The sequence below is a fragment of the Rhodococcus sp. 077-4 genome (assembly GCF_047782425.1).
Lineage (GTDB): Bacteria > Actinomycetota > Actinomycetes > Mycobacteriales > Mycobacteriaceae > Rhodococcoides.
In genome coordinates, this window is record NZ_JAJPWC010000002.1 from 922,600 (window position 1) to 943,178 (window position 20,579).

The window sequence follows — 20,579 nt, forward strand, 5'->3', positions numbered from 1 at the left end:
GGCGAGCCTGGCACAATGCTCACTCGTGAGTGCTCGCGAAAAGATTTCGTCCGGTCTCGTCGGTGCCGGCCTGCTGGTGGTCGACAAGGGGCCGGGTGTGACGAGCCACGATGTCGTTGCGTCGTGCCGAAAGCTGTTGCGCACGCGGAAGGTCGGTCACGCGGGAACTCTGGATCCCATGGCGACAGGCGTGCTCGTGCTCGGTGTGGAGCGTGCGACCAAGATGCTCGGACTGCTGTCGCTGACCACCAAGTCCTATACCGCGACCGTGCGCTTGGGCCGAAGCACGACGACCGACGACGCCGAGGGCGACGTCCTGGTGGACGTCGCGGCGCAGCACGTGTCCGATGCCGATATCGCGGCCGCGATAGCCGCTCTGACCGGCGACATCGAGCAGGTTCCTGCGAGTGTCAGCGCCATCAAGGTCGACGGTCAGCGAGCACACAAGTTGTCCCGCGCAGGCGAGGAGTTCACCCTGAATGCCCGCAAGGTGAGCGTCACCCGGTTCGACGTGACGGCCAGGCGCGATGTGGTCGAGAGCGAATCGGCTTTCGTAGATCTCGATGTCGAGGTCGACTGCACGTCGGGGACGTACGTGCGGGCTCTGGCTCGTGATCTCGGCGCAGCACTGGGTGTCGGCGGTCACCTGACGGTGCTACGCCGTACCCGCGTCGGGCCGTTCACGCTCGAGCACGCACGGACCCTGGAAGAACTGGCCGATGATCCGGCCGTCAGCCTGGACATCGACGAGGCCGCGCGCACGGCGTTTCCACACCGGCAGATCGATGCGGCGGAGGCGGAATCGCTGAGCCAGGGTCGGTGGCTCGACCCCGTCGGAATCGACGGCGTCTACGCGGCCGTCGATCCGACGGGGCACACCATCGCTCTGCTCCAGGAGAAGGGCAAGCGAGCCAGCTCTGTCATGGTCGTGCGGCCCGCGACCCTGCGCGGGCACTGAGCCGTTCGACGTCAGTTCGCCGGAACCATCCAGATCGCCTCTGCGGCGCGGTGGCCGAGGTCGATGGAATCCGTGGCCTCGGTGCGACCGAGTTCGATGGCGACGGTGCCTGCGTAGTCGCGGCGTTCTATCACCGTGATCGGAAGGTCGAGCGTGATGCCGACGGAGTCGAAATAGCGGAGCATCGCGGGGTCGGAATCGGAGATTCTTGCAACTCGGCCGGATTGTCCGTCGAGGTACTCGCTCAGACGGGTCGCGGACGGTGTGTCGATCGCGCCGTCGACCGAGGGAATCGGGTCTCCGTGCGGATCCCGTGCGGGATGGCCGAGTTTTGCGTCGATGCGGTCCATCATGAGGTCGGATACGGCATGTTCGAGGATTTCGGCCTCGTCGTGCACTTCGTCCCAGCCGTAGCCCAGTTCGCGAACCAGGTAGGTCTCGATCAGACGGTGCCGACGGACCATTCCGATGGCAGCCAGTCGGCCCTTCTCGGTGAGCGAAATCGCCCCGTAGCGGGCGTGGTCGACCATGCCCTGGTCGGCGAGCTTGCGAATCGCCTCGGACACCGTCGAGGCCGACACGCCGATGCGTTCGGAGAGCATCTTCGTGCTGACGGAATCCTCGCTCCATTCGCTGGCGGTCCAGATGACCTTGAGGTAATCCTGCGCAACCGCCGAGAGCTGGACGCCTTCGGCGGCCGAAGCAGGATCGTCTTTTCGTTGCACCACGTCGCCGAGCTTAGGCAATCCAATGGAAAAAGACATCTCACCCGGCCGGGGCGACCGGCACCTGGCCGCGGTGCCGCAGAGCACGCACCACGATGCCCTGGGAGGGACTGAACAGGTAGGCGAGGACGAAGACCAGCCCCTGGGTCAACACGACGCTGCCACCGGAAGAGACGTCGAGATAGAAGCTGGCATAGATCCCCACCAGCGCGCATCCCACCGAGATGAGCGGAGCCAACACCAGCATTCGCCCGAAACTGTGCGTGAGCAGATACGCCGACGCCCCGGGAGTGATGAGCATCGCCACCACGAGGATCACGCCGACGGCCTGGAGGGCAACGACGGTCGTCAAGGCCAGCAGGGTCAGCATCACGGCAGAGATGACCGTCGGGTTGATGCCGACCGCGCGAGCTTGGGTGCGGTCGAAGGCGAAGAGCGTGAAGTCGCGACGTTTGACGATCATGACGGCCAACGCAATGCCACCGAGTACGAACACCTGGACCATGTCTGCCTGCGAGACGCCGAGCAGATTGCCGAACAGGATGTGGTTGAGGTCGATCTGGCTGGGAAACTTCGAGATCAGGACGACGCCGAGCGCGAACAGGGTGGTGAAGACGACGCCGATGGCGGCGTCCTCCTTGACGATGGTGGTGTTGCGAACGACGCCGATGGCACCGACCGCGATGAGGGCGAACAGAAGCGCTCCGACCGCGAACGGTGCTCCGAGCAGATACGACAGCGCGACGCCGGGCAGAACGGCGTGTGAGACGGCGTCGCCCATCAGCGACCAGCCGATGAGGACGAGCCAACAGCTGAGCACCGCGCACACGATCGACGCGGTGACGGTGACCAGGAGAGCCCGTTGCATGAAGGTGTATTCGAGGGGATCGACGAGAAAGTCGACGAGATACACGGTTCAGCTCGCTTTCGGGGCCGGTGTGCCCGATGTCGGATCGATGAACGGCGAGGTGCCTGCACCCAGCTCCCCGACTCTGGAGGGGTCGATGCCGAAGGCGAGTGCCAAGTTCTCCGGGCGCAGTACCTCGGCCGGACTGCCGTGCATCAGCACCCGCTGCTGCAGCAGTATCGCTTCGTCGCACAGCTCCGGGAGTGCATGCAAGTCATGGGTCGACACGAGAACGGAGGCACCGTCGCCTGCGAGTTCACGGAGCAGCCGGGTGATGGTGGCTTCGGTCTTCTTGTCCACTCCGGCGAAAGGCTCGTCGAGCAACAACAAGGACGCCTCCTGGGCGATGGCGCGAGCGACGAACGCGCGCTTGCGTTGGCCGCCCGAGAGCTGGCCGATCTGACGGCTCGCGAGGTCGGCGAGGTCGACGCGCTGCAGTGCCTCGTCGACGGCACGTCGATCGGCTGCTCGGGGAGTGCGGAAGAAGTTCTGCTTGCCGTACCGCCCCATCATCACGACGTCGCGCACGCTGATCGGAAAGGTCCAGTCCACCGATTCGGCCTGGGGCACGTAGCTGACCGTGCCGGCTCTGCGCGCCTGGGCGGGGTCACCGCCGAACACGGTGATCGAGCCGGAGTTCGGCTTGACCACTCCCATGACGGCCTTGAACAGCGTCGATTTGCCCGATCCGTTCATTCCGACCAGCCCGCAGACTCGGCCGGATTCGAGCGTGAGGCTGGCATCGACGAGAGCCACGACGTCGCGATATCGGACGTTGACGGTGTCGATCGTCAGCGCCGTCAGCTTGTCACTCGGGGTCCCTGTGTGCTGGGTCATCGTTCTCCTACCAGAGCGTCGGCGATCAACCGTGCGTCGTAGCGCAGTAGATCCAGGTACGTGGGGACTGGCCCGGTCACATCGCTCAGTGAATCGACGTAGAGCTGTCCGCCGAAACGAGCGCCGGTGTCTTCGGCGACCTGGAGCTGCGCCTTGTCCGAGACGGTCGACTCGCAGAACACAGCAGGTACGTCGTTGTCCCGAACGAAGTCGATGGTGCGGACCACCTGCTTCGGCGTCCCTTCCTGCTCGGCGTTGACCGGCCACAGGTATGCCTCCTGCAGGTCGAAGTCGCGGGCAAGGTATCCGAACGCGCCCTCGCAGGTGACGAGCGCACGTTGACGCTCGGGCAGTGCAGCCAGATCTGCAGCGAGTTCTGCGCCCACCTCGCGGAGTTGCCCGATGTACTCGGCTGCGTTCGATCGGTAGTCGTCGGTGTTGGCGGGGTCGAGGGCGACGAAGGCGTCGGCGATATTCTCGACGTACGTCTCCGCGACGACCGGTGACATCCAGGCATGTGGGTTCGCCTTGCCCGCGTAGGCATCGTCGCGAATGTAGATCGGATCGACGTCCGCACTCACCACGGCATGGGGTGCCGGTATTCGTTCGACGAATTTCTCGAACCAGGCCTCCAGTCCGAGTCCGTTGTCCAGGATCAGCTCGGCCTGCTCGGCCGTACGCAGGTCTCCTGGCGTCGGTTCGTACCCGTGGATCTCGGCCCCGGCTTTTGTGATCGATTCCACTCTCAGGTGGTTACCGGCGACGTTGGCGGCCATATCGGCGAGCACGGTGAACGTTGTCAGAACCAGAGGTCTGCCGTCGTCGAGCACGGTCGGATCCTCCTCGCCCACGGCGCGGGCGCAGCTGCTCGAGGCTGCCACCAGTGCTCCGGCCACGGCCCAGCTCGCGAGCATTCGCACGACGCGATATCCACGCTGTCGAAGAAATAAGTTAGGCACACCGAAATATTTACCGTGGGGATACCTTTTTGTCCATACCCGACGGACGCGACACGCCCGTCCGAGGGTGACCGAGCGGCCGTCGGGCCGTAGGCTTCGCGGTGTGCAGAGATGGCGAGGTCTCGACGATGTGCCTGCCGACTGGGGCAGGTGCGTGCTCACGATCGGCGTCTTCGACGGCGTTCACCGCGGACACGCACAACTGATCGGGCGGGCGGTCGCCGCGGCGAAGAATCGCGGTGTTCCCAGCGTGCTGATGACGTTCGATCCCCACCCGATGGAAGTCGTGCGGCCGGGTAGTCATCCTGCTCAGCTGACCACCCTGACGAGGCGAGCCGAACTGGCCGAGAAACTGGGCATCGACGTGTTCTGCGTCATGCCGTTCACGCCCGAGCTGATGAAGCTCACGCCCGAGCGCTACGTTCACGAAATTCTGATCGAGCGCCTGCACGTCGCAGAGGTCGTCGTGGGCGAGAACTTCACCTACGGGAAGAAGGCGCTCGGCACGGTTCCCATGCTGCGAAAGATCGGCGAACGGTCGGGTTTCGCAGTCGACGGAGTGAACCTGCTCGCCGAGCATGCCGTGACGTTCTCCTCGACCTACATCAGATCGTGTGTGGACGCCGGCGACGTCGCGGCAGCTGCTGCCGCACTCGGCCGACCGCATCGTGTCGAGGGTGTCGTCGTGCACGGTGACGGGCGTGGTCGCCAAATGGGTTATCCCACAGCCAATGTCGCGCCGCCCATGTACTCGGCCATTCCCGCCGACGGCGTCTACGCCGCGTGGTTCACCGTGCTGGGGCCCGGTCCGATCATGGGGACGGTCACTCCGGGGGAGCGGCATCCGGCCGCCGTGTCCGTGGGTACCAATCCCACGTTCTCGGGTCGTACGAGGACTGTCGAGGCATTCGTACTCGACGGTGAGGCCGACTTGTACGGGCAGCATGTCGCGGTCGACTTCGTCGAGCGGCTGCGCGGCATGGAGAAGTTCGACTCGATGGAAGCGCTCGTGGAGGAAATGGGACGCGACGCCGAGCGGGCCCGCTCGATTCTGGCGGCGAGCACGGCCTGATAGGCTGTCCCCTCGGTGCTCGCTGCGGTCCGTGGCGGCTGTACCGGCTTCGATCCCATCGTGTCGACCTCGGTCGTTCGATCGGCATGCGTTGCTTCCTTTCACGCGGACGTCATTGATCAGGAGTATTCCCAGTGGCATTGACCACAGAACAGAAGAAGGCCGTTCTCGGCGAGTACGGCTTGCACCCCACCGACACGGGCTCGCCCGAGGCGCAGGTTGCAATGCTCACCAAGCGCATCGTCGACTTGACCGAGCACCTCAAGATGCACAAGCACGACCACCACTCCCGCCGCGGCCTGCTGCTGCTGGTCGGACGTCGTCGTCGTCTGCTCAAGTACATCGCGAAGGTCGACGTCACCCGCTACCGCTCGCTCATCGAGCGTCTGGGTCTGCGTCGATAGTCTTCAGCGACGCGAGGATGGCACCGATGCAGGGTTCGACGCGCCGGTGCGCACCCGACTCGCAGCAATAGTGCAGTAGCCAACGAGGCAGTGCTTAGACTGTTCCTCGTTGGCTATCTGTGTTTGTAATGCAAGAACAGTTTCGCCAGCACGAGAAAAGCGGATGCACGGCATCCGCACACCGCCGTGTATGCCTGTCACGACGTGGTGTCGGTCTTCGGTAGTGGCCTTTCGGATACGAGATCCGATGGGCTTCGATCGATGGCCGCCTCCGCTCAGCCGCGTCCCGAGAGCACTCTCGGAGATGGACGGCACGGGTATGCCGCCGCAGCCAGGAGGGCTTGCGGTGTGTCCACGCGGGCACGGCAAAGACGAGAGGACGAGAACAGAACACATGTCGGAAACCACAACCTTGGACGTCGAAGAAGGCGTCTACGAAGCAACCGCGATCATCGACAACGGCACGTTCGGCAAGCGGACCATCCGCTTCGAGACCGGCCGCCTCGCACAGCAGGCCGCAGGCGCAGTCGCCGCGTACCTCGACGAGGACACCATGCTGCTGTCGGCAACGACCGCAGGCAAGCACCCCCGTGAAGGGTTCGATTTCTTCCCGCTGACGGTCGACGTCGAAGAGCGTATGTACGCCGCGGGCCGTATCCCCGGATCGTTCTTCCGCCGCGAGGGCCGTCCGTCCACCGACGCCATCCTCACCTGCCGCCTGATCGACCGGCCGCTGCGTCCGACGTTCGTCGACGGACTGCGCAACGAGATCCAGGTCGTCATCACGGTCATGAGCCTCAACCCCGCCGATCTGTACGACGTCGTCGCGATCAACGCGGCATCGGCCTCGACGCAGATCGCCGGACTGCCGTTCTCCGGCCCGATCGGTGGCGTTCGCGTCGCACTGATCGACAAGCAGTGGGTCGCCTTCCCGACCAACGAGCAGCTCGGCAAGGCCGTGTTCAACATGGTCGTCGCCGGCCGCATCGTCTCCGGCTCCGGTGCCGACGCAGACGTCGCCATCATGATGGTCGAAGCCGAGGCCACCGAGAACGTCATCGAACTCATCGAAGGTGGCGCCACCGCCCCCAACGAGTCGGTCGTCGCCGAGGGCCTCGAAGCGTCCAAGCCCTTCATCGCGGCACTCTGCACCGCGCAGCAGGAGCTGGCGTCCAAGGCAGCCAAGCCCACCGGCGACTACCCCGTCTTCCCGGCATACCAGTCGGATGTCTTCGAAGCCGTCGAGAACGCCGCGAAGATCCCGCTGAACGAGGCACTGACCATCGCGGGCAAGGCCGAGCGCGAGAGCAAGCTCGACGAGGTCAAGGCTCAGGTTCTGACGTCGGTCGGAGACAGCTTCGCCGGCCGCGAGAAGGAGATCGGTGCCGCATTCCGCGCACTGACCAAGAAGTCGGTTCGCCAGCGCATCCTCACCGATCACTTCCGCATCGACGGCCGCGGCATCACCGACATCCGGTCGCTGTCCGCCGAGGTCGCGATCATTCCGCGTACCCACGGATCGGCCCTGTTCGAGCGTGGCGAGACGCAGATCCTGGGCGTCACCACCCTCGACATGGTCAAGATGGCGCAGCAGGTCGACTCGCTCGGGCCCGAGACGTCCAAGCGCTACATGCACCATTACAACTTCCCGCCGTACTCCACCGGTGAGACCGGTCGCGTCGGTTCACCCAAGCGTCGCGAGATCGGTCACGGCGCACTCGCCGAGCGCGCGTTGCTGCCGGTTCTGCCCAGCCAGGCAGAGTTCCCTTACGCCATCCGTCAGGTCTCCGAGGCACTGAGCTCCAACGGCTCGACCTCGATGGGCTCGGTCTGCGCATCGACCCTGTCGCTGCTCAATGCCGGTGTGCCGCTGCGCGCCCCGGTTGCCGGAATTGCCATGGGCCTGGTGTCCGACGAGGTCGACGGCGAAACTCGCTACGTCGCGCTCACCGACATCCTCGGTGCCGAGGACGCGTTCGGCGACATGGACTTCAAGGTCGCCGGAACCAAGGACTTCGTCACCGCACTGCAGCTCGACACCAAGCTCGACGGCATCCCCTCCAAGGTGCTCGCCGGCGCGCTGTCGCAGGCCAAGGATGCTCGCACGACGATCCTCGAGGTCATGGCCGAGGCCATCGACACCCCGGACGAGATGAGCCCGTACGCACCTCGCGTCACCGCGATCAAGGTGCCCGTGGACAAGATCGGCGAGGTCATCGGGCCCAAGGGCAAGATGATCAACTCCATCACCGAGCAGACCGGTGCCAACATCTCGATCGAAGATGACGGCACTGTCTACGTCGGTGCAGCGGACGGCCCGTCCGCGCAGGCCGCGATCGACATGATCAACGCCATCGCCAACCCGCAGCTGCCGAAGGTCGGCGAGCGATTCCTCGGAACCGTCGTCAAGACAACGGCTTTCGGCGCATTCGTCTCGCTGCTCCCGGGCCGCGACGGACTGGTGCACATCTCCAAGCTCGGTAACGGCAAGCGCATCAACAAGGTCGAGGACGTCGTGAGCGTCGGATCCAAGTTGCGCGTCGAGATCGCCGATATCGACAACCGCGGCAAGATCAGCCTCGTTCCCGTCGAGGACGACAACGCGGCTGCTCCCGCCGACGCTCCCGAGGCACCCGCCGAGGTCAGCGCTGAGTAAGAAGCAACCGAGCCGAACGGTACGTCCCCTCGGGACGTACCGTTCGGCCGTTCCAGACAGCACCGGCATCGACACGGGTGTGCAACGCACCACTCTGCCCGGCGGTCTCCGGATCGTCACCGAGTTCGTGCCCGGTGTGCGCTCGGCCTCGGTCGGCGTATGGGTCGGAGTCGGCTCACGGGACGAGCAGCCCAGTGTTGCCGGTGCCGCGCACTTCCTCGAACATCTGCTGTTCAAGTCGACGCCGACGCGCAGTGCACTCGAGATCGCACAGGTAATGGACGGTGTCGGGGGAGAGCTGAACGCGTTCACCTCCAAGGAGAGCACCTGTTTCTATGCTCACGTACTCGACGAGGACGTCGCGCTCGCCATCGATCTCGTCAGCGATGTGGTGCTTCGAGGTCGGTGTCGATCGGCAGATGTCGACGTCGAGCGGCAGGTGGTCCTCGAAGAGATCTCCATGCGCGACGACGATCCCGAGGATCTGCTGGGAGATGCCTTCCTGGAGGCCATGTTCGGTGATCACCCCATCGGGCGTCCGATCATCGGCTCCGTCGAGTCCATCGAGTCGATGACTCGTGCGCAGTTGCACTCGTTCCACGTTCGGCGCTACACGCCGCAGCGCATGGTGGTTGCCGTTGCGGGCAACGTCGATCACAAGCAGATCGTCTCACTCGTGCGCCGCGCATTCTCCGGTCACCTGGAGAAGGGCATGCGCCCGGCCGAAAGGCGAGGTGGCACTGCGCGATTACGCAATGCCCCAACGTTGAGCTTGACCACCCGGGACAGCGAGCAGGCGCATCTGTGTCTCGGGGTGCGGGCGTTCGGGCGTCACGAAGGGCACCGCTGGGCGTTGTCCGTGCTCAACTCGGCAGTGGGCGGCGGACTCAGTTCGCGCCTGTTCCAGGAGATCAGGGAAGAGCGGGGTCTCGCGTACTCGGTGTACTCCTCGGTGGACACGTTTGCCGACAGTGGCGCGTTCTCGGTGTACGCGGGGTGTCAGCCGGAAAATCTCGGCGAAGTCACCACGGTGATTCGCGAGGTACTGGCCAAGGTTGCGGCCGAGGGCATCACCGATGCGGAGTGCGCTCGCGCCAAGGGCTCGTTGCGCGGCGGACTCGTTCTCGGACTCGAAGATTCGGGTTCCCGAATGAACCGCATCGGCAGAAGCGAACTCAACTACGGCAATCACCGCGACATCACCGACACTCTGGCGCGTATCGATCGCGTCGGCAACGACGAGGTGCGCGAGGTCGCGGCGTTGTTGCTCGATCGTCCCTTCGGCGCGGCCGTCGTTGGGCCCTACAAGTCGGTTCGGCAACTGCCCGCGTCGGTCAAGTCTCTCGTTCGCTGACGTTCGCGATCACGTCGCGCACTGCTCGGCGGGTCAACTCCGTCACCGACGGAGAGTCGGAGATCGGCTCGAATGCACGGGTGGAGTTGAGCGCCGCTATCCCGTGCACGGAGGTCCACAGTCGTAGGGCTGCGAACTGTGGATTCTCCGGCGCGACCGCTCGGATCGACTCGATCAGAGCGTGGAACAGCGGGCGTGAAGTATCGCGAAGATTTTCACCCGAACCCTCGAGCATGTCGTGTCGAAAGATCAACGCGAACATCGCCGGTCGCTCGACGGCGAACTGCACGTAGGCGTCGGCAACCGCATCCAGCGCAGCCAGGGGCGAATCCGATTGTTGCGCAGCAACTTTCATCGTTGCATCGAGATCGACGAGACCGACTCGGGCCACGGCCGCAGCGAGCGCGTGCAACGTCGGGAAGTAGCGCCGTGGGGCACCGTGCGACACCCCCGCCTCGCGGGTCACCGCCCTGATGGTCAGCCCGTCGAGTCCATCCCGCTCGAGCAATCGGACACCTGCGTCGATCAGTCGCGTTCTGAGGTTGTCCATCACGTAGACATTGTCTACTCTCGGCGTCGACGAAGTCCAGCCGAAGGGGTCGAACCATGTGGTATCTGCTGTTCAAGTACGTGCTGATCGGGCCGATTCTCCGAATACTCGGACGCCCATCGGTGGCGGGGCTGGAGAACTTGCCGACGAATGGTCCGGTGATCATCGCCGGAAACCATCTGACAGTCGTCGACTCCTTCTTCCTCGTTCTTCTCGTTCGACGACGGGTCACCTTCATCGCCAAGAGCGAGTACTTCACCGGCAGAGGGGTCAAGGGTGCGGCACTGCGGTGGTTCTATTCGGCGACTGGCCAGGTGCCCGTCGATCGACGTGGGGCCGCGGCCGCGGAACCGGCGCTGCAGGCCGCGAAAGGCATTCTCCGACAGGGGAATGTGTGGGCGGTCTATCCGGAAGGGACGCGATCTCCGGACGGTCGGCTGTACAAGGGTAAGACCGGGCTGGCGAGAGTGGCGATCGAATCGGGTGCACCCGTCGTGCCGGTGGTGATGCACGGGACGCTCGGAGTCAACCCAGTGGGCTCGAGGATTTGGCGGCCCGGCAAGGTGCGTATGATCGTCGGCGATCCACTGGATTTCACGAGATATGCAGGGGGAGAGAACAACAAGGCCATCCTGCGTGCCGCGACGGATGAGGTGATGGCCGCGTTGGCGGAACTGTCGGGACAGGAATACGTCGACGTGTACGCCGCCACCGTCAAGGACGCGGCATGACTTCGGACGTGCCGGCACGAGGCAGAACAGTCCTCGTTACGGGCGTCGGGCGGCGAGCGGGAATCGGCTTCGCCATCACGCGCCGATTGTTGCGTGACGAGAGCATGCGGGTCTTTGCGCACTCCTGCGACGGTTACGACGTCACCGAGCCGTGGGGAGTCGGCACACCGGGAGCACGGGAGGTGTTGGCCGAGTTGTCCACCGCCGACAGGCTCGGCCACCTCGACATCGACTTCGTCGATCCGTCGGCACCGGCCACGCTCTTCGATGCAGCTGAATCCACGTTCGGCAGCGTCGATTCTCTGGTGGTCAATCACGCCCGATCACAACTGGGTGATCTGGCGACGTTGACCGCAGAAACGCTCGACCTGACGTGGGCGGTGAATGTACGAGCATCTCTGCTTCTGGTGCAGGAATTCGCGCGGCGTTACGTCGATCGGCCCGACGGTGGTCGGGTCGTGCTGTTCACGTCCGGGCAGGACGAGGGACCGATGTCGACCGAAATTCCGTACGCGGTGAGCAAGGGTGCCATCGCGTCGATCACGCCGACCCTGGCCGATGCGGTGATCGAGCGAGGCATCACCGTCAACACGATCAATCCGGGTCCCACCGACACCGGTTGGGCGAGTGCCGATCTGGACGAGTTCGTCGCACGCCACATGCCGCGCGGTCGGTGGAACTCACCGGAGGAGGCCGCGGCCGTCGTGGCGATGCTGCTCTCGCCCGATTCGGCGTCGATAACCGGTCAGGTCATCGGGGCCGAAGGTGGATTCCGTCGCTTCATGCCGTGAGCGTGTGGGCCGGCCGAATCAGAGCTTCTTCTTGTTCAGCAACAACTTCCAGGGCACCAGTGCCGATTCGAGTTGTACCGACAGACTCATCTTGGATTCACCCTCGCTTCGTTCCTCGAAGGTGATCGGCACCTCGGCGAGAGTGAGGCCGTGCTTGACCGTGCGGTAGTTCATCTCCACCTGAAATGCATAGCCGTTGCTCTCGACCGAGGCCACATCGATGGTGCGCAGAGTGCGCGCGTGCCAGGCCTTGAAACCCGCGGTCGCATCCTTGACACCGAGGCGAAGGATCGTGTTGACGTAGAAGTTCGCCCAAGCAGACAGCGCCTTGCGGTGCCAGGGCCAGTCGGCGGCTACCGCACCGCCGGGAACGTATCGCGAACCGAGCACGACGGCCGCGTCGGTGGTGTTCAGTTTGTCGATCATTGCCGGGATCACCTCGGTGGGATGCGAGAGATCGGCGTCCATCTGAATCACGATGTCCGCGCCCTCGTCCAGTGCCCGCGTCATGCCCGCGACGTAGGCGCGTCCGAGCCCGTTCTTTTCAGTGCGGTGCAGAACGCTGACCTCGAGGGGACCGTCGATGGCCAACTTGTCGGCAACGTCGCCGGTACCGTCGGGCGAATTGTCGTCGACCACCAGCACGCCGAGCCCCTCGACCTGTAGCCCGGCCAGCAGCTCGACGAGCCTGGGGAGGTTCTCGCGTTCGTTGTACGTCGGCACGACGACGGTGGTCTTCGGGGTGACTCGTTCCGTACTCACCACCGTATGATCCGTGATTCGGGTGTCCGATCCAAATATCGGACACGGTCGGCCGTGTCGGATCGGCAACTTCGGGACCGAGCGGGTGCATGGATGGTCACCGTCGGGTCCAGTCCACGAAGGTGCCGTCGCGCAGAATCGGAACGCAGAAACTCGAATCGACCTCGGCGGCTATCGCCACGTCCTCCGGATGCCCCATCCCGATCAACTCTCTGCCGGAAACGCATCGGTGCAGCTCGGAGCCCACATCGCGCTCGACGGCTCGCCACGCCGCCGCTGCCGCCCTCGCCTCGGGAGAGACGTCGCCTGCCTCGGAATCGACGAGTGCGGCGAGGACCGCACCGGCACCCCAGAGGTCCTCGACAGCGGGCCGGAGGGACTCGTCCGGCCAACGCTCGCCGGCCGCTATGACTGCTGTCACCGAACTCGGGTTCCGTGCCCGTATCCACTGCGCTACCGCAGATGCGTTTCTCAGCGACGCGCCGACACACCATTCGACCCTGCTCGCGAGCTCGTGGGCGATGGTGGACCCGTTCGGTGACGGCAGCACCAGCCGTGCCGGGGCCGGCGCTGCCCGGACGGTGGCCGGGCACAGGCTGATCCGGCCCGCAGAGGCCTCCGAACGCCCGACGGCGAGGACCGCATCGAACTGCTCGGCCAAGTGCGTGGCTCGGTCGTCGCGCCACCGGCTCGGAATGACGTCGATGCCTGCGTCCACAGCCACCGTCAGGGTCGTCGTGAACGACAGGACGTCCACGACGACAGCGATGTCGGCACCGTCGATGATCGCGTCGGCACCGCGAAGCCCCCAGTCGAAGCGGAGCCCGAATGCACTCTGGGACTGTCCGGGGTCGGTGGGCACCGCGGAACGGTATCAAGCCCGGTGCCGGTGATACCTTCGGCGTGATCGAGTGGGGGGAGCCCAACATGCAGTTGGATCTGGACACCAAGGTGATCGTCCTCGCGGCCGGCCTGTTGCTGCTCTGGGCTCTGGTGTTGGGCGTGCTCAAGTATCGCCAGATGTCGACATCGACGGATGGAACGGCGCATCGTTACGTCGACATCGCCCATCGGGCGGCTTTGATGTACTCCTTCGCCGCCCTTGTACTGGCCGTCCTGGCGCAGTTCAGCGCGTGGTCTGTCACGGTGGATCTGGTCGCCGCATCGGTGGTGCTGGTGTTCTTCGTCGGCGCGATCCTGAGCTACACCGTGCACGGCATTCGTCGGGACACCGAGAACCAGTTCGTGCACCCTGTGGCCGGAACGCATCTGTTCATGGTGCTGTTGATCGTCGGTGAAATCGGCGGAACAGCGGTGCTGGTGGTTGGTTTCGCACTCGAGCAGTTCGTCCGGCCGAACTAGGATCCGCATGGACAGTCGGGGGATTCCATCGGTGACGGTGAGTATCGGGTCGATGCACAGAACGTTCGACGGTGCCGTCCGGTGACAATCGGTCGGGTCTTTGCTCGCCTACCTGGGGTCCAGATAGAGCTCGGCGGTCTCGGTGGCGACCGCGGAGACCGCGGCGGCAAGCCCCGGCTCCAAGTCGAGTGCGCGTGCGAGTCGTTCACCGCGTAGGCCCTGCGTGCGGAGTAGCTCCCAGGCCTGCTCGACCAGTCGAACCGAGGTGGGGTGGTCCAACTCGGGACGGTTCGAGCGCAAGGCTGTGGCAGCCCAATCCGCGTCGAACGTCCCGTTGGGTGGACCGAACACACGCTCACCGGACGAATAGCTCTTCGGCTCCATACCCTCCGACGCTAGCAGGATCGACGGCCGGCGCAATCGTGACCGAATTGCGTCGAGACGCTACTACCGAACCGATCGGTCCTTTCCGTACGGTATGGCGATGTACGACGGCCACCGCAGCGCCCCGGTCGCGCTGTCGATCGTCGGATCGCTGCTGATCGGCGTCATCGTGGGCTGTTCCAGCGGCGAGGGCAGCGGTCCGATCGACGGGGTCTCTGCGCGCACGAACTTCTCCACGGTCACGGGGTCGTTGGTGGTCGGTGATCCCTTCGCCGGCCCTTCGGCACCCACCGAGGTGCTGCCGCCCGCAGTGGTGGAACTTCCTCCGAGCCTCGAGGGTGCGCGGCTGCCGAGCGCATCGCCGGTCGCTGTCACGGAGGTGGTCCTCGGAGGGGAGTCGACGGTCGAGTACCGGCTGGCGGGCAACGGACCGGTGTCCTACACGGTCCGTTACGTCGACGAGGCCGTCCGCTACGCCACCAGTGAACCGGTGGCCGTTCCGGGAAAGTCCGTGTTGCAGGTCGACCTGTCGGGTACCTCGACCGAGTCGGACGAGACGTTCACGCCCTATGCCGGGCCGGAACGGGTTCGCAGCGCGGCCGATTCGAACGTCGTCTCGGTCGATTTTCTGGCCGATCCCGGCGGAATCTCGCAGTCGTTCATCGGAGTGGGTGCCGAACGCCCCGAGTTCACGGTGACCACCACCGACAACCCCGCAGCAGTGATCGTCACCGTCGAACCTCGATGACCCGTCACACGATCGAAAGTATCTCCGCCATAGCTGTTTCGGCCCGTCCGGCGATGCCCTCGCGGTAGCATCGCGATGTGTCCGACGTCACAGCGAGATCGAGTTCGTCAGGCCGCGTGCGGGTGCTCGTCTACAGCAGCAACGCGTCGACGCGTGCCCAGGTGAGGTCTGCGGTCGGAACTCGACCGGACCTCTCGCTCGGCGAGATCGAGTACGTCGACGTCGCAACGGCAGCCGTCGTCATCGAGCACTTGGACGCGGGCGGTGTTGCGTTGGTGATCCTGGACGGTGAATCCTCGCCCGTCGGCGGTCTCGGCCTGGCGAAACAACTCAAGGACGAGATCGACCGCTGCCCGCCGGTGTTGGTACTGATCGGACGGCCGGACGACGCGTGGCTGGCCGACTGGTCACGCGCCGAGGCTGCGGTACCGCACCCGCTGGATCCGATCCGACTGGGTCGCGCGGTTGTCGGTCTGTTGCGACAGCGCACCTCGTCGGAAGCACCTGTGCGGCGCTAGGGACCTGCTCGGCGGTCACACCGTCTCGGACGTCCGGGCCGCGGCGGGCACGGTCAGCACGAATCGGTGAGTCAGTCCGGCGAGGACCGCTCCCAGGACGGGAAAGACCACGAAGACCCACAGCTGAGACAGTGCGGGACCGCCGGCGAGGAGCGCGGGTCCGAAGGATCGGGCGGGGTTGACCGACGTCGAGTCGATCCCGATGCCGAGCAGGTGGACAACTGTGAGCGTCAGACCGATCGGGATTCCGGCAGCCAGTGCGGGGTGAACGGATCGGGCAGTGGTTGCGAGCACGACGAGGACGAGCGTGGCGGTGGCGATCGTCTCGAACAACGCGACCGAGGCCAGCCCGTACTCTCCCGGCGACGAACCCGCGAAACCGTTGGTGCCCAATCCGTCCGAGGACAGCGAGTATCCAGGACGACCCGAGGCAACCGTCAGGACGACCGCTGCACCGATCAGGGCTCCGATCGCCTGAGCGAGGATGTAGAACACGGCTCGGATCGGGGTGATCGCACGTGCGATCAGCGCTCCTACGGTGACGGCCGGGTTGACGTGGCAGCCCGAGATCGGGCCGATGGCGTAGACGAGGGCGAGCAGGGTGAGTCCGAACGCCAGGGCGATGCCGGGAGTTCCGACGGTGTCGCCCCCGACGACGGCGGTACCCACACCGAAAATCACCAGCAGGGCAGTTCCGAGCGTCTCGGCGACGAGTGCTGGGAAGGAAATCGACTTCATCACTTCTCCTGTTCCACTGCGGCTACCTCGTGGGTGGGCAGCCGGGATTGTCGGGTAATTTGTCGTTTCCGTCCGGGCGGATCGCATGACCCAACGAAGTGATCTGAATCACACCCCAGCCGGTCCGAGGGTTCGGGTGACCCATGCGCGTCAACGGATTACGAAACTGGACTCCTCGAAATCCCGCGAGATCGACACCGAACCCATACTGTGTGTTTCAGGTCACATTGGTACGCCCGTTGCATTTACTCGCGGCGGGGCAGTAGTCGATCGAGGGAGCCGATGCCGGGATGAACGCCTACGTTCCGATTCTCGTGCTCGGTGCCATCGCGGTCGTGTTCGCGGTGTTCTCGGTGATGGTCGGCACCATGGTGGGCCCAGCGCGATACAACCGGGCGAAGTTCGATGCGTACGAGTGCGGTATCGAGCCCACGATGCATGCGCCTACGGGCCAACGATTTCCGGTGAAGTTCTATCTGACCGCAATGCTGTTCATCATTTTCGACATCGAGATCGTCTTCCTCTATCCGTGGGCAGTCCACCTCGACGTACTCGGTGTCTTCGGGTTGGTCGCCATGGCGTTGTTCGTGGTCAACGTGTCGGTGGCCTACGTCTACGAGTGGCGGCGAGGCGGGCTCGGTTGGGACTGATCCGAACACTGATCGACGGCACGGTGCACTGTTCTCGTTCTCCGGATGCGAAAAGAGCGTGATCGATGGGACTCGAAGAGAAGCTGCCCAGCGGATTCCTGCTGACCACTGTCGAGGGGTTGGCCGGGTACGCCCGTAAGGGTTCGCTGTGGCCCGCCACCTTCGGCCTCGCGTGCTGCGCGATCGAGATGATGGCCACCACGTCCGGCCGATTCGACCTCGCCCGTTTCGGTATGGAAGCGTTCCGCGCCTCTCCTCGGCAAGCGGATCTGATGATCGTCGCAGGCCGCGTCAGCCAGAAGATGGGGCCGGTGCTGCGGCAGGTGTACGACCAGATGGCCGAGCCGAAATGGGTTCTGGCCATGGGGGTCTGCGCATCCTCGGGCGGAATGTTCAACAACTACGCGGTGATCCAAGGTGTCGACCACATCGTTCCCGTGGACATCTACCTACCCGGTTGTCCACCGCGACCGGAGATGTTGCTCAACGCAATTCTGGAGTTGCACAAAAAGATTCAGGAGATGCCGCTCGGTGTCAATCGCGAGCAGGTGCGCGCGGCCGCCGAAGCCGCCGCACTGTCGTCCACGCCGACCATCGATCTGAAGGGACTGCTGCGATGACGGCGCACGAGCCCCGTGGAATGTTCGGCGTCCGAGGGAGCGGCGACACCTCCGGCTACGGCCGGTTGCGGCCACAGGCGACGACGGTGGACACCGCGGTTCGACCCTACGGCAACTATTTCGACGCAGTGGTCGACCGCCTGGCGACTGTTCTCGCCGCCGGTGACGCAACTCCGTCGTACGAGGACGCGGTCGAACGTGTGGTGGTCTTTCGAGGTGAACTGACGCTGCATCTGTCGCGGGAGCATGTGTCGGCGGTGGCTCGGGCACTACGTGACGACGAAGAACTGAGATTCGAATTGTGCACGGGCGCATCGGGAGTGCACTACCCGGACCTGGTCGGCCGCGAACTGCACGTGGTCTACCATCTGGTGTCCATCACCCACGGACGCCGGCTGCGTCTCGAAGTGGCAGTGCCGGATGCGGATCCGCACACCCCCTCCCTCTGTGCGGTATATCCGACCAACGACTGGCACGAGCGCGAGGTCTTCGATTTCTTCGGCATCGTCTTCGACGGCCATCCCGCGCTGACACGAATCGAGATGCCCGACGACTGGGTCGGTCACCCGCAACGCAAGGACTATCCGCTGGGCGGAGTTCCGATCGAGTACAAGGGCGCTCGGGTTGCGCCACCCAACGAACGCAGGTCGTACAACTGATGAGTGCAACAGGCGAAACCATCTACGCGGTATCGGGCCAGGACTGGGACGACGTGGTCGAACTGGCGCGTGGGTCGACCACCGAACGCATCGTGGTCAACATGGGCCCGCAACACCCGTCGACCCACGGTGTGCTGCGGTTGATTCTCGAGATCGAGGGCGAGACCGTCACCGAGGCTCGATGCGGAATCGGATACCTGCACACAGGAATCGAGAAGAATCTCGAATATCGCAACTGGACTCAGGGCGTCACCTTCGTCACTCGGATGGACTATCTTTCGCCCTTTTTCAACGAGACCGCCTACTGCCTCGGAGTGGAGAAGCTGCTCGACATCACCGACGACATTCCCGAACGAGCCACGGTGATTCGGGTGATGCTCATGGAGCTCAACCGCATTTCGTCTCATCTCGTCGCATTGGCTACGGGCGGAATGGAATTGGGTGCCGTGACTGCAATGCTGTTCGGCTTCCGCGAACGCGAGTTGATCCTCGACGTCTTCGAGGCCATCACCGGACTTCGTATGAACCACGCCTACATTCGCCCGGGCGGGCTGTCGCAGGATCTGCCGGCCGATGCAGTGGACAAGGTACGCGAACTTCTCCGGGTTCTGCCGGGACGGCTGCGCGACCTCGAGCTCATGCTCAACGACAATCCGATCTGGAAGGCCAGAACCGAGAACGTCGGCTACCTCGACCTCACCGGATGCATGGCCCTCGGCGTGACCGGTCCGGTGCTTCGGTCGACCGGGCTTCCCTACGATCTGCGGCGAACCGATCCCTACTGCGGATACGAGAACTACGAGTTCGATGTCGTCACCGACACCGGATGCGACTGCTACGGGCGCTATCTGATTCGCGTCGAAGAGATGAAGGAATCGCTCAAGATCGTCGAGCAGACCCTCGATCGACTCCGACCCGGACCGGTCGTCATCGACGACAAGAAGATCGCGTGGCCTGCCGAACTGGTATCCGGACCGGACGGTCTCGGTAACTCCCAGGATCATGTACGCACCATCATGAACACCTCGATGGAATCGCTGATCCACCACTTCAAGCTGGTGACCGAGGGGATGCGAGTACCGGCGGGCCAGGTGCTCTCCACGGTGGAGTCGCCCCGAGGCGAGCTGGGTGTGCACATCGTCAGCGACGGTGGAAGTCGACCGTACCGAGTGCATTTCAGAGATCCTTCCTTCACCAATCTGCAGGCGGTGGCCGCGATGTGCGAGGGCGGAATGATCTCCGACGTCATTGCTGCCGTCGCCAGCATCGATCCGGTGATGGGCGGTGTCGACCGATGACTGCGCAGTTGCCGCGATCGGGACCGGTGCTGATCGAACTCGGGGCGCGCCCCGAGGAACCGGTGCAACTGATGAGCCCCGACGCGCGCTCGTCGTATCCCACCGACGTCCGTGCCCGCCTGCGCGCCGACGCCGACACCGTTCTCGCTCGGTATCCCCAGCCTCGATCGGCGTTGCTGCCGTTGCTGCACCTCGTGCAATCCGAGGACGGGTATCTGACGCCCGCCGGAATCGAATTCTGCTCCGACGTACTCGGACTCACCGGAGCCGAGGTGACTGCGGTTGCGACGTTCTACTCGATGTACCGCCGCGAGCCCACGGGCAACTACCGCGTCGGAGTGTGCACCAACACCTTGTGCGCGGTGATGGGCGGCGACGCCATCATGGATGCCCTACGGGATCACCTCGACATCGACCACGGCGAGACCACCGCCGACGGTGCCATCACGCTCGAGCACATCGAGTGCAACGCCGCGTGCGACTTCGCGCCGGTGATGATGGTCAATTGGGAGTTCTTCGACAACAGAACTCCGGCATCGGCGCGAGAACTGGTCGATGCGCTTCGATCCGGCGAGCAGGTGAATCCGACCCGCGGCGCTCCACTGTGCACGTTTCGCGAGACCGAGCGGATTCTGGCCGGGTTCGCCGACGATCGTCCCGGGGCACTCGAATCATCTGGCGGCGCAGGTGAAGCCAGTCTCGCCGGTCTGCGATACGCGAAGGAACATGCGATGTCGGCTCCCCAGGCTGCCGTTCCCGGCGAGGACGGTCACCCGGATCTCGGGGCCGAAGCAGTCGCGGACACCGTGCGAGACAAACCGGCTCCGGCACCCTCTGCCACTGTGCCACCGCAGCCCGGCACCACGGAGACCGATCCAGCGACGAAGGGCGAGTGA

General features: G+C 64.5%; 24 protein-coding genes. 15 read left to right on the plus strand and 9 right to left on the minus strand.

Annotated elements, in window-relative coordinates; genetic code table 11:
• Positions 1 to 25 precede the first annotated feature (25 nt).
• Positions 26 to 958: a tRNA pseudouridine(55) synthase TruB gene (truB, locus tag ACNEOT_RS13585; protein ID WP_415974541.1), complete on the plus strand. Its 933-nt coding sequence runs from the start codon at positions 26 to 28 to the stop codon at positions 956 to 958.
• A gap of 11 nt (positions 959 to 969) precedes the next feature.
• Here the strand turns inward: truB and ACNEOT_RS13590 are convergent, their stop codons facing one another.
• From ACNEOT_RS13590 to ACNEOT_RS13605, 4 genes are read right to left on the minus strand one after another with little or no spacing between them, the layout of a single operon-like run.
• Positions 970 to 1,704 carry a metal-dependent transcriptional regulator gene (locus tag ACNEOT_RS13590; RefSeq protein ID WP_415975157.1) on the minus strand — a complete coding sequence of 245 codons (735 nt, stop codon included), beginning with the start codon at positions 1,702 to 1,704 and terminating at the stop codon, positions 970 to 972.
• A gap of 19 nt (positions 1,705 to 1,723) precedes the next feature.
• Positions 1,724 to 2,596: a metal ABC transporter permease gene (locus ACNEOT_RS13595; RefSeq protein ID WP_415974542.1), complete on the minus strand. Its 873-nt coding sequence runs from the start codon at positions 2,594 to 2,596 to the stop codon at positions 1,724 to 1,726.
• A 3-nt stretch (positions 2,597 to 2,599) separates the two neighbouring features.
• Positions 2,600 to 3,427, minus strand: coding sequence for a metal ABC transporter ATP-binding protein (locus ACNEOT_RS13600; RefSeq protein WP_415974543.1), 828 nt, complete (start codon positions 3,425 to 3,427; stop codon positions 2,600 to 2,602).
• Entirely contained in the window at positions 3,424 to 4,341 is a 918-nt protein-coding gene (locus ACNEOT_RS13605; protein ID WP_415974544.1) for a metal ABC transporter substrate-binding protein, read from the minus strand. The genes ACNEOT_RS13600 and ACNEOT_RS13605 overlap by 4 nt, the downstream gene beginning before the upstream one ends.
• 148 nt (positions 4,342 to 4,489) lie before the next feature.
• Here ACNEOT_RS13605 and ACNEOT_RS13610 point away from each other — a divergent pair, with 148 nt between their 5' ends.
• The 4 genes from ACNEOT_RS13610 to ACNEOT_RS13625 all read left to right on the plus strand — a co-directional run bounded on the left by ACNEOT_RS13610 (position 4,490) and on the right by ACNEOT_RS13625 (position 9,872).
• On the plus strand, positions 4,490 to 5,458 hold the full coding sequence (locus ACNEOT_RS13610) for a bifunctional riboflavin kinase/FAD synthetase (RefSeq protein WP_415974545.1): 969 nt from the start codon (positions 4,490 to 4,492) through the stop codon (positions 5,456 to 5,458).
• 134 nt (positions 5,459 to 5,592) lie between these two features.
• On the plus strand, positions 5,593 to 5,862 hold the full coding sequence (gene rpsO, locus ACNEOT_RS13615) for a 30S ribosomal protein S15 (protein WP_027496764.1): 270 nt from the start codon (positions 5,593 to 5,595) through the stop codon (positions 5,860 to 5,862).
• A 394-nt stretch (positions 5,863 to 6,256) separates the two neighbouring features.
• The gene (locus ACNEOT_RS13620) at positions 6,257 to 8,518 is read left to right on the plus strand and encodes a polyribonucleotide nucleotidyltransferase (protein WP_415974546.1); all 2,262 of its coding nucleotides are present in this window, start codon (positions 6,257 to 6,259) and stop codon (positions 8,516 to 8,518) included.
• Positions 8,519 to 8,585: 67 nt separating this feature from the next.
• Positions 8,586 to 9,872 carry a M16 family metallopeptidase gene (locus ACNEOT_RS13625; protein WP_415975159.1) on the plus strand — a complete coding sequence of 429 codons (1,287 nt, stop codon included), beginning with the start codon at positions 8,586 to 8,588 and terminating at the stop codon, positions 9,870 to 9,872.
• Here the strand turns inward: ACNEOT_RS13625 and ACNEOT_RS13630 are convergent.
• A complete protein-coding gene (locus ACNEOT_RS13630; protein WP_415974547.1) occupies positions 9,853 to 10,422 on the minus strand; it encodes a TetR/AcrR family transcriptional regulator in 570 nt (189 codons plus the stop codon). The two genes, ACNEOT_RS13625 and ACNEOT_RS13630, sit on opposite strands and share 20 nt — an antisense overlap.
• A gap of 56 nt (positions 10,423 to 10,478) precedes the next feature.
• Here ACNEOT_RS13630 and ACNEOT_RS13635 point away from each other — a divergent pair, with 56 nt between their 5' ends.
• Positions 10,479 to 11,153, plus strand: coding sequence for a lysophospholipid acyltransferase family protein (locus ACNEOT_RS13635; RefSeq protein ID WP_415974548.1), 675 nt, complete (start codon positions 10,479 to 10,481; stop codon positions 11,151 to 11,153).
• Positions 11,150 to 11,944: an SDR family oxidoreductase gene (locus ACNEOT_RS13640; protein ID WP_415974549.1), complete on the plus strand. Its 795-nt coding sequence runs from the start codon at positions 11,150 to 11,152 to the stop codon at positions 11,942 to 11,944. The genes ACNEOT_RS13635 and ACNEOT_RS13640 overlap by 4 nt, the downstream gene beginning before the upstream one ends.
• 18 nt (positions 11,945 to 11,962) lie before the next feature.
• On the opposite strand, the gene ACNEOT_RS13645 is transcribed toward ACNEOT_RS13640, so the two are convergent.
• Positions 11,963 to 12,709 carry a polyprenol monophosphomannose synthase gene (locus tag ACNEOT_RS13645; protein WP_415974550.1) on the minus strand — a complete coding sequence of 249 codons (747 nt, stop codon included), beginning with the start codon at positions 12,707 to 12,709 and terminating at the stop codon, positions 11,963 to 11,965.
• 94 nt (positions 12,710 to 12,803) lie between these two features.
• On the minus strand, positions 12,804 to 13,568 hold the full coding sequence (locus tag ACNEOT_RS13650) for a 2-phosphosulfolactate phosphatase (protein WP_415974551.1): 765 nt from the start codon (positions 13,566 to 13,568) through the stop codon (positions 12,804 to 12,806).
• 65 nt (positions 13,569 to 13,633) lie between these two features.
• Between ACNEOT_RS13650 and ACNEOT_RS13655 the strand changes: the two genes are divergently transcribed.
• Positions 13,634 to 14,068 (plus strand): hypothetical protein, encoded by a 435-nt coding sequence (locus ACNEOT_RS13655; protein WP_415974552.1) that lies wholly within the window; start codon positions 13,634 to 13,636, stop codon positions 14,066 to 14,068.
• 108 nt (positions 14,069 to 14,176) lie between these two features.
• On the opposite strand, the gene ACNEOT_RS13660 is transcribed toward ACNEOT_RS13655, so the two are convergent.
• Positions 14,177 to 14,452, minus strand: coding sequence for a hypothetical protein (locus ACNEOT_RS13660; protein WP_415974553.1), 276 nt, complete (start codon positions 14,450 to 14,452; stop codon positions 14,177 to 14,179).
• Between the two features lie 100 nt (positions 14,453 to 14,552).
• On the opposite strand from ACNEOT_RS13660, the gene ACNEOT_RS13665 reads away from it, so the two are divergent.
• Together ACNEOT_RS13665 and ACNEOT_RS13670 are read left to right on the plus strand one after the other, a co-directional pair.
• Positions 14,553 to 15,200, plus strand: a complete 648-nt coding sequence (locus ACNEOT_RS13665; protein WP_415974554.1) for a hypothetical protein — start codon at positions 14,553 to 14,555, stop codon at positions 15,198 to 15,200.
• 77 nt (positions 15,201 to 15,277) lie between these two features.
• Positions 15,278 to 15,718, plus strand: a complete 441-nt coding sequence (locus ACNEOT_RS13670) for a hypothetical protein (RefSeq protein WP_415974555.1) — start codon at positions 15,278 to 15,280, stop codon at positions 15,716 to 15,718.
• A gap of 15 nt (positions 15,719 to 15,733) precedes the next feature.
• Here the strand turns inward: ACNEOT_RS13670 and ACNEOT_RS13675 are convergent, their stop codons facing one another.
• Complete coding sequence (locus ACNEOT_RS13675) at positions 15,734 to 16,456, minus strand: aquaporin (RefSeq protein WP_415974556.1); 723 nt, start codon at positions 16,454 to 16,456, stop codon at positions 15,734 to 15,736.
• Positions 16,457 to 16,746: 290 nt separating this feature from the next.
• On the opposite strand from ACNEOT_RS13675, the gene ACNEOT_RS13680 reads away from it, so the two are divergent.
• The 5 genes from ACNEOT_RS13680 (at position 16,747) to nuoE (ending at position 20,579) form a co-directional block, all read left to right on the plus strand.
• On the plus strand, positions 16,747 to 17,106 hold the full coding sequence (locus ACNEOT_RS13680) for an NADH-quinone oxidoreductase subunit A (RefSeq protein ID WP_415974557.1): 360 nt from the start codon (positions 16,747 to 16,749) through the stop codon (positions 17,104 to 17,106).
• 65 nt (positions 17,107 to 17,171) lie between these two features.
• Positions 17,172 to 17,726: a NuoB/complex I 20 kDa subunit family protein gene (locus ACNEOT_RS13685; RefSeq protein WP_415974558.1), complete on the plus strand. Its 555-nt coding sequence runs from the start codon at positions 17,172 to 17,174 to the stop codon at positions 17,724 to 17,726.
• Positions 17,723 to 18,385, plus strand: a complete 663-nt coding sequence (locus ACNEOT_RS13690; protein ID WP_415974559.1) for an NADH-quinone oxidoreductase subunit C — start codon at positions 17,723 to 17,725, stop codon at positions 18,383 to 18,385. Before ACNEOT_RS13685 ends, ACNEOT_RS13690 begins: the two co-directional genes overlap by 4 nt.
• Positions 18,385 to 19,683: an NADH dehydrogenase (quinone) subunit D gene (gene nuoD / locus ACNEOT_RS13695; RefSeq protein WP_415974560.1), complete on the plus strand. Its 1,299-nt coding sequence runs from the start codon at positions 18,385 to 18,387 to the stop codon at positions 19,681 to 19,683. Before ACNEOT_RS13690 ends, nuoD begins: the two co-directional genes overlap by 1 nt.
• Positions 19,680 to 20,579, plus strand: coding sequence for an NADH-quinone oxidoreductase subunit NuoE (gene nuoE, locus ACNEOT_RS13700; RefSeq protein ID WP_415974561.1), 900 nt, complete (start codon positions 19,680 to 19,682; stop codon positions 20,577 to 20,579). Before nuoD ends, nuoE begins: the two co-directional genes overlap by 4 nt.